Here is a 12,463-nt window from a genome sequence, read left to right as displayed (position 1 = left end):
ACGGCATGACCGGCAGCCTGGTGCTGTTCTCCATTCTCCTGCTGCTGATTTCTGTGGCCACCAAGATCGTCGGCTGCGGCCTGGGCGCAAAGCTCTGTCATTTCACTGGCAAGGAGAGCCTGCAGGTGGGCGTGGGCATGGTCTGCCGCGGCGAGGTGGCGCTGATCGTAGCCAACCGGGGCCTGGAGCTGGGAGTGCTGTCCGGGACCCTGATGGCACCGGTCATCATCACCGTGGTGGGCGGCACGATCCTCACACCCATCCTGCTGAAGCTGGTATTCCGGCACGACGGACAGCCGGCGAGCGCGGCGGACAGCAATCTGGCAGACCACTATGAGAAGATGGAGCAGCTGGATATCGTCTCCGCAGAGCTTCTGGCCAGGGACCAGAAATACCTGAAAGAAGGGGAGCACGGCGGAGACAAGGACCGCGGCTGATCTGCTCCGGTGACTGAGAACCGCAAATACGGGGAGCCGGCCTTTTGGTCGGCTCCCCGTATTTTGAAAAGCGCGCTGTATCCGCCGTCAGGCGGTGTGGCGGGCGTGGCCCGTCTCCTCGTCGGAGGAGCGGAACAACAGCGTGATGCACCACAGGCCCGCCAGGCCCACCAGGGCGTAGATGATGCGGGAGAGAATGGCCATCTGGCCGCCGCAGAGGAAAGCCACCGTATCAAAGCCGAACAGGCCGATCCCGCCCCAGTTCAGGGCGCCGATGATAGCCAGTGCCAATGCGATCTTATCAATCACCATGCGAAAAACCTCCTTTATGCCTTCCAGCAGGGATTTGGCGTTAGTGTATCCAACGGGGCGGGAACTATGCGGATGGGGAAAATTTCCAGCCTGGACAAAATTTGCAAATCGCATTGCAAAGGAAAGATAGGGATTGTATAATCGAAACAGCGGGATCCGATCTCGCCCGCGGCGAAGCCGCGCAGACCGATTGATAAGGGGAGACAGTATGAATATTGTATGCTTGGATATGGAGGGCGTCCTGGTGCCGGAGATCTGGATCGCATTTTCAGAGGCCAGCGGCATTCCGGAGCTGCGGCGCACCACCCGGGATGAGCCGGATTACGACAAGCTGATGACCTGGCGGCTGGGCATCTTGAAGGAGCACGGCCTGGGGCTCAAGGAGATCCAGGACACCATCGCCAAGATTGATCCGCTGCCCGGCGCCAAGGCGTTTTTGGACGAGCTGCGGGCCACCACCCAGGTGATTATTCTGAGCGATACCTTTGAGGAATTCGCCAAGCCCCTGATGGAAAAGCTGGGCTGGCCCACCATCTTCTGCAACTCCCTGGAGGTGGCGGAGAACGGCGAGATCACCGGCTACAAGATGCGCTGTGAGAAGTCCAAGCTCACCACGGTGAAGGCCCTGCAGTCCATCGGCTATGACACCATCGCCAGCGGCGACAGCTTCAACGATTTGGGGATGATCCAGGCCAGCAAGGCAGGCTTCCTCTTCAAGAGCACGGAGCAGATCAAAGCCGACCACCCGGAGATTCCGGCCTTTGAGGAGTTTGACGACCTGCTGGCGGCCATCAAGGCGGCGCTGTAAGAGTTTTCCGGAAAGAAAGGGGACGCGACATGAACGAGAAATTCCAGAAGCTGGGCTTTTACCCGGCGGATATCCTGCTGCCCAAGGATGCGGACATGACCAAGTGGGCCGTGGTGGCCTGCGACCAGTTCACCTCCCAGCCGGAGTATTGGCAGGCGGTGGAGGAGACTGTGGGGGACGCGCCTTCCACCCTCCGGCTGATCCTGCCGGAGGCCAAGCTGAACGACCCGGATGTGGACGCCCATATCGCGGACATCAACGGCGCTATGAACCGCTATCTGGCGGAGGGCGTCTTTCAGACCCTGCCGGGGTCCCTGTTCTATATTGAGCGCACGCAGTCCGACGGCAAGGTGCGCCACGGCCTCATCGGCATGGTGGATTTGGACCAGTATGACTTCACCCCCGGCTCCGGCGCCCTGATCCGGGCCACGGAGGGGACGGTGCTCTCCCGCATCCCACCCCGGGTACGGGTACGGCAGGACGCCCCCGTTGAGCTGCCCCACGTGATGCTGCTGATCGATGACCCGGACCGCACGGTTATTGAGCCCCTGACCGCCGCCAGCGGGGAGATGGAGCAGCTGTATGACTTTGACCTGCAGCAGGGCGGCGGGCACCTGAAGGGCTGGAAGCTGACGGACGCCCAGATGGACGCCGTGGCGGACGCCCTGGCGGCTATGTGCACGCCGGAGGCCATGGAGAAAAAGTACGGCCTGAAGGACGCGGCACCTCTGCTGTTCGCGGTGGGCGACGGCAACCACTCTCTGGCAACAGCCAAGCAGTGCTATGAGAACCTGAAGAAGGTCACGCCGGAGGACCAGTGGGCCGGTTTGCCCGCCCGCTATGCTCTGGTGGAAGTGGTGAATAATCACGACGACGCCCTCCAGTTCGAGCCGATCCACCGCGTCCTCTTCGGCGTGGAGCCCGAACAGGTGCTGGAGGCGATGAAGGCCGCCTATCCCGGCGCCCACGAAGGGGAGGGCGAGGGCCACACCATCGCCTACACCTATGCAGGGCATACCGGTACCATCACGGTGCCCAATCCCAGGATGCAGCTGGCGGTGGGCACGCTCCAGACCTTCCTGGACGCCTATCTCAAGGAGCACGGCGGCGAAGTGGACTACATCCATGGCGACGAAGTGACGGACGAGTTGGGCAGCAAGTCCGGCAACATCGGCTTCAAGCTCCCGGCTATGGGCAAGGAGCAGCTGTTCAAGACCGTCATGGCCGACGGCGTCCTGCCCCGCAAGACCTTCTCCATGGGCCACGCCCAGGATAAGCGGTACTATGTGGAGGCTCGGAAGATCAAGTAAGAAGTCGTTTCCACAGATACAGACAGCGCCGCAGGCTTTTGCCTGCGGCGCTGTTTCTTCTGAAACCTGGCAAAAGCCGCGGGACCGCCGCGGCTTTTGGGGAGAGCGTCTTTTTAGAACAGGCTCCTCCGCCTCCGGAACTTCTGGGTAGCTTCATACGCGAAACAGGGCAGGGCGAGGGACAGAATTGTGATGGCCGACAGGAGCAGGACTGCGTACAGCAATGAGCTTCTGCTCAAAAACAGGATGTCCAGCATACGATGCTCCTTTCTGGTGCTGTTGGGGGGATTGCCCAAACAATTCATTCCACCTCCTCTGTTCTGTGTATAAATTCGCCGCACTATCTTAAAAGAAGAAAGAGAATTTGTAAAATTTTACATGACGCCGGGCATTCGTTCAAAAGGCAGAATCCCGGTCGATCACGTTCCAGTGAGAGGCGGAGACTGTCTGCCCATCCTTGCACTCCAGCTGCACTTCCAAATGAGAATAAAGGCTGGCGGGGATCTGCCAGCGGAACAGGGCGAAGGTCCGGCCGTCCCGGATCCGCCGGACGCCGATCTGCTGCCGCTCCTCGGCCACTCCGGTGCCGGTGGGATACAGAAACAAAACCACCTGATCCACCGTGTGCTCCCGGCCGTCCTGGAAGGTGACCGCCACGTTCACGGTGCTGTCTGGCGGAAACAGATACCAGCCGAAGTCGCTTTTGGCGATCTCCTGCCCGGCCGCATCATAGAAATAGACGCCTGTAATCTGCGGATCCTCCGGCGGCGGCCAGCCGTCCTGATGCGCGCTGTAAAGGATCCAGCCCAGCGCCGCCAGCAGCGCCAGGCAGAGGAGCCCTGCCGCCAGCGTCAGCCGCTTCCACCGCCGCAGAGGGACGGGCGGCGCTGTTTCTCTTTCCACTTGAAGGTCTGTCCCCAAAATCTCCGAGAGCGCCCGCCGATTTTCCGGAGAGGGAACAGAGGTTCCCATCTCCCACTTGGATACCGCCTGCCGGCTCACGCCCAGCCGCTCCGCCAGAGCCTCCTGGCTCATGCCCAAGCGATCCCGGCCTTCCCGAATCGCCTTGCTCATGTCCATGACGCACCGCCTCCCGCTCCGCTGCTCTCAGCATAGCAGGTTTTTCCGGTTGCGTCCACCAACTTTCCGCAACCGTCCGGTTGCGGGCGATTCGTTGTTTCTACTTGGGGAGGGATGTGCTATACTGGACCCAGACAGCGGGCGGAGGCCCGCGGGAGGTGGTGCGATGAAGACTTTGACGCTGGAGGCCCCGGCCAAGATCAACCTGACTCTGGATATTCTGGGGCGGCGTACAGACGGCTATCACGACATGCGGATGGTGATGCAGGCCGTGTCCCTGGGGGACACCGTGACGGTGGCAGAGGCGGCGGGCGGCTTTTCCCTGCTGACAGAGGGCATCTCCCTTCCGGCGGGGAAGGTCACTTTGGAGCAGCGGGCGGCGGATGCCTTTTTCCACAGGCTGGGCCGCCCGGTGCCGGGGCTGGAGGTACGCCTTGCCAAGCGGGTCCCGGCTTATGCGGGGCTTGGGGGCGGCAGTGCGGATGTGGCGGCGGTGCTGCGGTGCCTGCGGACCCTGTACGCCCCGGATCTGCCGCGGCAGGCGCTGGAGGAGATCGGGCTGGCAGTGGGCAGCGATGTGCCCTTCTGCGTCCGGGGCGGCACATGTCTTGCAGAGGGACGGGGTGAGATCTTGACGGACCTGCCGCCTCTGCCGGACTGTGCCATCGTACTGTGCAAGCCGGACTTCGGCCTGCCCACACCGGAGCTGTTTGCCCGGCTGGACGGGGCGGACCTGGGCCCCCGGCCGGATACGGCGGCCATGGCAGCGGCGTTGGCCCGGGGCGATCTGGCCGCCGCGGCCGCCTGCCTTGGAAATGTTTTTGAGCGGGTGCTGACGGAGGAGGAAGGGGAGGAGATCCGCTCCATCAAGGAAGCCCTGCTGCGACACAGTGCTCTGGGCGCGGCCATGAGCGGTTCCGGCCCCACGGTGTTCGGCCTGTTTGATGACCGGCAGAAGGCGGTCCGGGCAAAGGAGGCACTGGAGGGACGTTACCGGCAGACGTATCTGGCCGCGCCGGTAAAAATATTGGAAAAGATGGAATAAAATCCGGAATTTCCGTCCATGATGGGGGAAACGGGCCCCATGGGGCTACATAGCAAAGGACGGAAAACGGATATGAAAACAGCTGCAAAGCGTGAGCGAAAGACTCTGCGGATCGTGGAACTGGCCCTGCTGCTGGGTGCGGCGGCGTTTCTGATGACCGGCGTCTGGGCGCTGAACACCCAGCGGGACCTGGCGGACAAGGTGGTGCGGCTCCATGTGCTGGCCAACTCTGATACGGAGGAGGACCAGGCACTGAAGCTCCTGGTCCGGGATGCGGTGCTGGAGCGAGCCACGGAGATTCTGGAGCAGTCGGCGGACCGGGCGGAGGCAGAGATTCGCCTGCGGGAGAGCCTGCCGGAACTGGAGGCCATCGCCGAGGAGACGGTACGGGCCAACGGCTATGACTACGCCGTGACGGCGGAGCTGGAGGACACGGCCTTTCCCACCAAGGAATATGACGGCTTCTCTCTTCCAGCCGGGGAGTATCTGGCCCTGCGGATTCTGATTGGGGAGGGCGCCGGACAGAACTGGTGGTGTGTGGTGTTTCCACCCCTGTGCACCGCTGCCTCCGCGGACGTGCCGGAGACGGCCCTGGCCGCTGGCCTGACGGAAGACCAGGTCAGCCTGATGACGGAGGAGGATGGCGGCTACCAGCTGAAATTCAAGGCCGTGGAGCTGTGGGAGCGCCTGAAGGCGGCGCTGGAGTGAGCGGGAGCCGCCCTTGACACGGCCCGCTGGGAACGGTATCATAAGGGCCGGGACCGGACTTTCCTGCGGCCCCACGGCGGGGAGCGGCGGATGGCCGGATGCTCCGCACTTTCCAGCGGGGAGGAGACGGCGGCATGAGAGAGGCGGAACTGAATCGGCAGCGGGTGGTGTTCACACCGCAGGAGGCGGCGCGCCTGCCTCAGGACCGGCCCTATGCGGCGTACATCTGCCACTATGACTGGGCGGAGGGAGAGCACGCCACACTGATGCACTGCCACGAGCGCCTGGCGGAGGTGCTGCTGATCCTGAAGGGCAGCGGCCGGTACACCGTCGATCTCCGCCGGTACGAGGTGGCAGCCGGAGATGTGGTGCTGTGCAGCGGCGGCGCCCTCCACGACGAATTCCCCCAGGCAGACCAGCCGTATCAGACCCTGTGCGTGGCCATCGGGAACTTGGCGCTGGCGGACCTGCCGCCATACAGCCTGCTTTCCCCGGACCGCTGCCCCCTGTTTCACCAGCCGGAGCAGTTTGCGGACCTGAAGGAGCTCTTCTGCCTGATGGACCGGTATGCAGCGGAGCGGGAGCCGGGCTTCCAGGAGCTGTGCCAGCACCTGATGCTGGCGTCGCTGGAGCTGGTCCGGCGGATGGCGGCGGGGCGGAAGGAGGATCTCGTCACCCGGGAGGACTCCACCTTCGGCCGTGTGGCCAGATACATCGACCGCCATTATGCGGAGGACCTCTCCATCGAGCAGCTGGCCCGCCAGTTTTATCTGAGTCCCTATCATCTGTCCCATATCTTCCGGCAGAAGACGGGATACAGCCTCAAGCAGTATGTCCTGCGCCGCCGGATCGGGGAGGCTCAGATGCGGCTGGTGAACGCGCAGGACAGCGTCCAGACCATCTCCGAGGCGGTGGGATTCGCGGACGCCAGCTACTTCTCACGCATCTTTTCAAAATACGTCGGCCTCACGCCCACGGAGTACCGGAAATTCCGGATCGGGCCGTGAGACCGCAGAAAAGTCCGGAAAAAAGACCTGCGGAGGGAACCGTGCCGTTCCCCCCGCAGGTTTGTCTATTTCATTCCGTCAGGTATATTTGTATACTTTGTCCAGCATCCTAAGCAGAAGACGGATGAATAGGGAGGAGATCCAGATGAAACGGACATGGAGGAAGAAGATCGGCGCAGTTGTGGCCCTGCTGGCCGCCGTGGCAGTGCTGGGTACCGGCTGCGGCGCGGACGCCGCCGGGGCTGTGGAGTCCCGGACCAGGGAGACGAGGGCTCTGGGCCTGCTGCTGTCTAGGGAGGATACGTTTTTGTCGGAGCTGAAGGCGGACATCGAGGCGGAGGCCGCCGCCCAGGGCTACGCGGTGCGGTATTACAACGCGGGCAACGACCCGGAGACCCAGCTGCGCCAGGTCCACGAGGCCCTGGCAGAAGGCGTGGAGACCCTGCTGGTGAACCTTGCAGACGGGGAGGACTCCGAAAAGGTGGCAGACATCGTGGGCGACGCAGGGGTCGTGCTGCTGAACCGAGCGCCGGGGACGGCGATCCTGAACGAGCGGATGGTGTTTGTGGGCATGGACGAGGCCGGGAGCGGCGCCCTCCAGGGGCACGCCCTGGCGGAGTATTTCTGGGAGACGGACCACGGGACGGATATCCGCTATCTGCTGTTCCAGGGGATGCCCGGCCAGGAGAATACAGATGCCCGCTCCGGCACCGCCGTGCAGAGCCTGCTGGACGACGGCTTCTGCCCCATCGCCGCGGCGGATTACCAGGTCTGCGGCTTCAGCCGGGAGCGGGCCCGCCAAGCCATGGCGGCCCTGCTGGAGCAGGGCGTGGACTTTGACTGCGTCATCTGCGACAACGATGAAATGGCCCTGGGAGTCATCGAGGCGCTGGAGGCCGCCGGCTGGGATCCGGGCGCGGCGCCCATCGTCAGCGTGGACCACACGGCGGAGGGGGCCGCCGCCCTGGAGAGCGGCAAGCTCTATATGACGGTGGACCAGAATCCGGAGGACCAGGCCCGGGCGGCGGTGGCGGCAGCCGTCAATCTGGCCCGGGGTCGGGCTTATGACGACGGGCTCCGGGAGCTGCTGGGGAACGACTGCACGGACCCGGAGCAGCCCTTTGTACTCCGGGTTCCTGTGGAGGCGGTGACCGCTTGACGTACTGCCTTGCTTTGCCGGAGTGCAGAAAAGCCTGTGTTCAGAAGGAACACAGGCTTTTTCAGCCCAGAAGGTACTGCGGGACGGGCGCCCCGGCATGGCATCAGACAGGGAACGGATGTGGAACGCGGGCTGCACAGCATGGATTCCGCACTTGAACGGGCATATCCCGAATCGGCATGCGCGATGAAAGGCGGGTGCGCAAAACCAGCTGCAAACTCCCACTCTGCTCCGCGTGCGGATACCATCCGAAAAAATTTCAGATTTTTTCACGCTTGCTCTTGACTTTGAGTGTACTCCAGGTGCTATCCTATAAACGTGTCGGATGACCGATGCGCAATACCATGGCTGCCGGGGGGCTGAAGAGATGCATGAGGAATTTCAAACGGTCCTGCGGGAGCACCTGGCCCGCTATCCGCTGATGGAGCCCCAGGACTGCGCCAAGCTGGCCTATCAGAGTACGTTCGGTCCAGCCCATGCAGCGGGGGAACGGGGAGATGTCCTCCGGCAGCTGCTGGGGGAGTGCAGCGCCCTTCCCGCAGACCGGGAGGCCCGGCCGCCGGAGCGGATCGGGAACGGTTTGTGCCGCGTTCATTTGGCGGGGACGGGGGATTGGACGCTGGCTGCGCCGCTCCTGGCGGATCTGCTGCTTCTGACGGCGGCGGAGCACCACGGGACGGCGGCGGACCTGGAGGAATGCCTGACCGCGGCGGAGGCGCTGCCCCTGCCCGGTATGGCGGACTGGCTGGCGGTGTACCGCCGTCAGGGCTGTCCGCCCGTCCACCACTCGCCGGCCTACCGGGAGGCGTATGATCCCCACTACCGGGTCCTGCGGACAGCATACGGCGGGTACTTCCCGGCACTGCTGGCGGCGGCCCGGCTGGCGCGGAGCGGCAGACCAGCCGTCGTGGCCATTGACGGCCGCTGCGGCAGCGGCAAGAGCGGCCTGGGAGACCTGATGGGGCGGCTCCTTCCCTGCAACGTGGTCCACATGGACGACTATTATCTCCCACCGGACCGCCGGGCAGAGAACTGGGAGCAGATCCCGGCTGGAAATATGGACCTGGCCCGCTTCCTGCAGGAGGTTCTGGAACCGGCAGGGGCCGGAGCGCAGATCCGCTGCCGCCCGTATGACTGCCGGAGCGGCACGCTGAGGGAGGGGACAACGCTTCCGGCCCGGCCCCTCACTGTGGTGGAGGGAAGCTACTCCCAGCACCCGCTGCTGTCGGCCCGCTATGATCTGCGGATGTTTCTCACCTGTGCGCCGGAGGAGCAGCGCCGCCACCTGGAGCGGCGGGAGGGCGCCCACTTCGCCGCCTATGAGAGCCGGTGGATGCCCCTGGAGGAGCGGTATATACGCCAATGCGGCCCGGAGAAGGGCTGCCAGCTGGTGATCGACACCACCGAATTTTTCCCCTGATGAGGGGAAAGCCCTGAAAAGCGCCCGGCCAGAAGGCCGGTATTCACAAACCCTGCAGACTCCGTAAAAAAAGCCAGAAGGCTGGTGCGGCGCCAGAAGGCGGCGCGAAAAGACTTTTTGAGAAGGAGTTTAACCCCATGAAACACAGCAATTTCAAAACAAATGTCCATAACCTGGTCCTGGCGGCCATGTTCCTGGCCCTGGCGCTGGTACTGCCCTTCCTCACCGGACAGATCCCCCAGATCGGCGGGATGCTGCTGCCCATGCACCTGCCCGTGTTCCTCTGCGGCCTGATCTGCGGCTGGCAGTATGGCGCGGTGGTGGGATTCGTGGCCCCGCTGATGCGGATGGCGCTCTTCGGAATGCCGCCGCTGGTGGCCGCTGTGGCCATGGCCTTTGAGCTGGCGGCTTACGGTGGCATCGCGGGCTTTTTGTACAATCGGTCCCGCTGGCAGTGTGTGGTGGCCCTGTACCGTGCTCTGCTGGCTGCTATGGTGGGCGGCCGGATCGTCTGGGCTGCGGTGCGGGTGGTGATGACCGGCGTGGCCAGCGTGCCCTTCACCTGGCAGATCTTCCTGACCGAGGCGCTGGTGAACGCCATTCCCGGCATCATCCTCCAGCTGGTGTTCATTCCCGTCCTGATGGTGGCTCTGGACCGCACCGGCATGGTCCGCTTCCGCCGGGAGCAGGCCGGTACCCAGGCCGCCGGAAACTGACTGATCGGCGGCTTCTTTCGCAGGCAGAGCAGGCCCCCAGCGGACCGGACACGTTCCGGTCCGCCGGGGGCTTTCACATGCCTTGCCGCCCGCCGGCTCACCGGAGCCCTCCAAGCTGGGGAGCCGGCTCTGCGCTGCCGGGAATGTCTGGCGCGGCGCCGGATCGTTCCAGCATATTTTGCCGGATGCACTGCGGCCCAATAGATGCGGCTGATGTGCCAGGTATTTCCAGTCATCTGGAAAATCCGGAAAGCCCTTGCGTGGCTCTGCCCCGCTGTGTTAGGATGTGAACCGTGCTTTTGAGGCCGGATTTTCCGCTGCCTGCTTGGCTTTTTGACAGAATCCGCAATGATTTGGCAGAATTTCTACATCTGGGAAGGCCCCTTTTCGGACCGGACGGAGAGTGCCCGCTTCAAAGCGCCGATACCTACAAACCAATCGGGAGGAATCTACACACATGAAGCGAGAACTTGTTACCGGACTGCTGACTCTGAGCCTGCTGGCCTCCATGCTGCCGGCCAATGCCCAGGCGGCGGAGGGGATGTTTGGTGCGTCTGCCGCCGGGCAGGTCCAGACCATGACGGAGGGGGCCGGGGAGGACGGCGTCCAAACGGAAAACGCCGCGGATATCGACGGCACCCAGTATGCCACCCTGGCGGAGGCGGTGGCCCAGGCGGAAGAGGGCGCCACCATCCGGCTGCTCCGAGACGTGGAGCTGGACGCCTCCGGCCTGGTCAACGGCCAGGGAGCGCTGACGCTGTCCAAGGACTTGACTCTGGACGGCAGCGGCCATACCATCCGGGCGAAGGCGGGCACATTTTCTGTCTCCGGCGACAATGGCACCGGCCCCAGCCTCCTCAATCTTCAGGATGGCGCCGAGGTGACGCTGCGGGATGTGACCCTTGACGGCGGCAGTGCCGCCAAGCACGGCCTGAACATCTACCACGCCGGAATGGTGACCCTGGAGAACGTGGAGATCTCCAACTGCCGCTGGTACGCCCTGGTGGTCAATGGCACGGAGCTGTCCGTGGACGGCCTGACCACCTCCGGAAACCAGTGGGGCGTCAACATCGACCGGGGCAGCCGCGTCACCTTTGCGAACGCTGCTATTGCCGAGGGGGATTCCATTGTCTTTGAGGGTCAGGATGCCTCCGGCAGCCTGACCGTGGAGAGCGGCAGCTATCAGAACATCAAGACGCAGGGCGGCTCCACTGGCGGAACCATCGCCATCAACGGCGGCACCGTGGGCAGCGTAGTCAACGACACCGCGGCGGAGATCACCATCTCCGGCGGCACTGTGACCGGTCAGGTGGCCAACAGCGGCTCCGGCAGCATTTCTGTCACCGGCGGCAGCTTTGCCACTGCAGAGCTGGAGGATTTCATTGACCCGGACCGGACGATCATCCTGACCCTGGAGCTCGGCGAGGGCGCCGCCGGCGCGGCCGCCATGGCAGCCACCAGCGGCGCAGCCGTGGGGACGCTTCCCACGCCGGAGCGGAGCGGCTACGCCTTCGCGGGCTGGTACACCGCCGCCGACGGCGGCACTGCAGTTACTGCCGATACCGTCTTCGACGCAAACACAACCCTGTACGCCCGGTGGACTGAGAAGTCCGAGGACGGCGAGCATCTCATTACTGTGGACCAGGTCACCGGCGGCTCCCTGGAGGTGAGTGCCGGTCGGGCCGACGAGGGTGAGACGGTGACCATCACCGCGGCGCCGGATGACGGATACGAGCTGAAGAAGCTGACTGTCACCGACAGCCAGGACGGCGCAGTCCCGGTCCAGAACGCGGGGGAGGGGCGCTATACCTTCGTCATGCCCGGCGGCGGGGTGACCGTGTCCGCGTCCTTCGTCCGTTCCGGGGAGCAGACGGAGCTGCCCTTCACAGATGTGGACAGCGGCGCGTACTATTACGATGCGGTCCGGTGGGCTGTGGAGCAGGGGATCGCCTCCGGTGTCACCGGAACGGCCTTCGCCCCGGGCCGCGGATGCACACGGGCCCAGCTTGTGACCTTCCTGTGGCGGGCAAACGGCTCTCCTGAGCCGTCCGAAAAGGAGAATCCCTTCACGGATGTGAGCCCCGACAGCTACTACTATAAGGCAGTTCTGTGGGCTGTGGAGCAGGGCATCACCTCCGGCGTCACCAAGACTGCCTTTGCCCCGGACCGGGTCTGCACCCGCGCTCAGGCGGCGGTGCTGCTGTGGCGGGCCGAGGGCTCTCCCGCAGCATCCGGGACGCATGACTTCCGGGACGTGGCGGAAGGTGCGTACTATGCGGACGCGGTGGCCTGGGCCGTGGAGAGCGGAGTGACCCAGGGCACCACTTCCACTACCTTTGAGCCCGGCACGACCTGCACCCGGGCGCAGATCATGACCTTCCTCCACCGCGCCATGGCGTGACAGAGAGGGCCCCAGGACAGATGCAGGCAGGTCCGGCTGAATCGCCCGGCCAGGACGCAG

General features: G+C 64.1%; 12 protein-coding genes. 10 read left to right on the top strand and 2 right to left on the bottom strand.

What is annotated here, in order from left to right; genetic code table 11:
- The coding region (locus tag QVE23_RS00740; protein WP_287967428.1) for a cation:proton antiporter at positions 1–437 on the top strand (437 nt) is incomplete at its 5' end.
- 87 nt (positions 438–524) lie between these two features.
- Here QVE23_RS00740 and QVE23_RS00735 read toward each other — a convergent pair.
- On the bottom strand, positions 525–749 hold the full coding sequence (locus QVE23_RS00735) for a DUF378 domain-containing protein (RefSeq protein WP_036630419.1): 225 nt from the start codon (positions 747–749) through the stop codon (positions 525–527).
- A 208-nt stretch (positions 750–957) separates the two neighbouring features.
- Here QVE23_RS00735 and thrH point away from each other — a divergent pair, with 208 nt between their 5' ends.
- Together thrH and QVE23_RS00725 are read left to right on the top strand one after the other, a co-directional pair.
- Entirely contained in the window at positions 958–1,557 is a 600-nt protein-coding gene (thrH, locus tag QVE23_RS00730; protein WP_021749470.1) for a bifunctional phosphoserine phosphatase/homoserine phosphotransferase ThrH, read from the top strand.
- A gap of 29 nt (positions 1,558–1,586) precedes the next feature.
- Entirely contained in the window at positions 1,587–2,867 is a 1,281-nt protein-coding gene (locus QVE23_RS00725; protein ID WP_287226454.1) for a DUF1015 domain-containing protein, read from the top strand.
- Positions 2,868–3,263: 396 nt separating this feature from the next.
- On the opposite strand, the gene QVE23_RS00720 is transcribed toward QVE23_RS00725, so the two are convergent.
- The gene (locus QVE23_RS00720) at positions 3,264–3,947 is read right to left on the bottom strand and encodes a helix-turn-helix transcriptional regulator (protein ID WP_021749473.1); all 684 of its coding nucleotides are present in this window, start codon (positions 3,945–3,947) and stop codon (positions 3,264–3,266) included.
- Positions 3,948–4,113: 166 nt separating this feature from the next.
- On the opposite strand from QVE23_RS00720, the gene ispE reads away from it, so the two are divergent.
- The 7 genes from ispE to QVE23_RS00685 all read left to right on the top strand — a co-directional run bounded on the left by ispE (position 4,114) and on the right by QVE23_RS00685 (position 12,403).
- Complete coding sequence (gene ispE / locus QVE23_RS00715; RefSeq protein WP_119310897.1) at positions 4,114–4,992, top strand: 4-(cytidine 5'-diphospho)-2-C-methyl-D-erythritol kinase; 879 nt, start codon at positions 4,114–4,116, stop codon at positions 4,990–4,992.
- 72 nt (positions 4,993–5,064) lie between these two features.
- Positions 5,065–5,700 carry a stage II sporulation protein R gene (gene spoIIR / locus QVE23_RS00710; protein WP_036630424.1) on the top strand — a complete coding sequence of 212 codons (636 nt, stop codon included), beginning with the start codon at positions 5,065–5,067 and terminating at the stop codon, positions 5,698–5,700.
- A gap of 134 nt (positions 5,701–5,834) precedes the next feature.
- On the top strand, positions 5,835–6,707 hold the full coding sequence (locus QVE23_RS00705) for a helix-turn-helix transcriptional regulator (RefSeq protein WP_025545721.1): 873 nt from the start codon (positions 5,835–5,837) through the stop codon (positions 6,705–6,707).
- A gap of 145 nt (positions 6,708–6,852) precedes the next feature.
- Positions 6,853–7,866, top strand: a complete 1,014-nt coding sequence (locus QVE23_RS00700; RefSeq protein WP_287966579.1) for a substrate-binding domain-containing protein — start codon at positions 6,853–6,855, stop codon at positions 7,864–7,866.
- A 367-nt stretch (positions 7,867–8,233) separates the two neighbouring features.
- Positions 8,234–9,286 carry a uridine kinase family protein gene (locus QVE23_RS00695; protein ID WP_287967427.1) on the top strand — a complete coding sequence of 351 codons (1,053 nt, stop codon included), beginning with the start codon at positions 8,234–8,236 and terminating at the stop codon, positions 9,284–9,286.
- Positions 9,287–9,423: 137 nt separating this feature from the next.
- On the top strand, positions 9,424–10,002 hold the full coding sequence (locus tag QVE23_RS00690) for an ECF transporter S component (RefSeq protein ID WP_025545850.1): 579 nt from the start codon (positions 9,424–9,426) through the stop codon (positions 10,000–10,002).
- 457 nt (positions 10,003–10,459) lie between these two features.
- Positions 10,460–12,403 (top strand): S-layer homology domain-containing protein, encoded by a 1,944-nt coding sequence (locus tag QVE23_RS00685; protein ID WP_287967426.1) that lies wholly within the window; start codon positions 10,460–10,462, stop codon positions 12,401–12,403.
- Positions 12,404–12,463: the final 60 nt, after the last annotated feature.

The organism is Oscillibacter sp. KLE 1728, from assembly GCF_934833455.1.
Lineage (GTDB): Bacteria > Bacillota > Clostridia > Oscillospirales > Oscillospiraceae > Oscillibacter > Oscillibacter welbionis.
The sequence above is the reverse complement of the archived record's forward strand: the minus strand, read 5'-3'. Positions and strand labels throughout refer to the sequence as shown.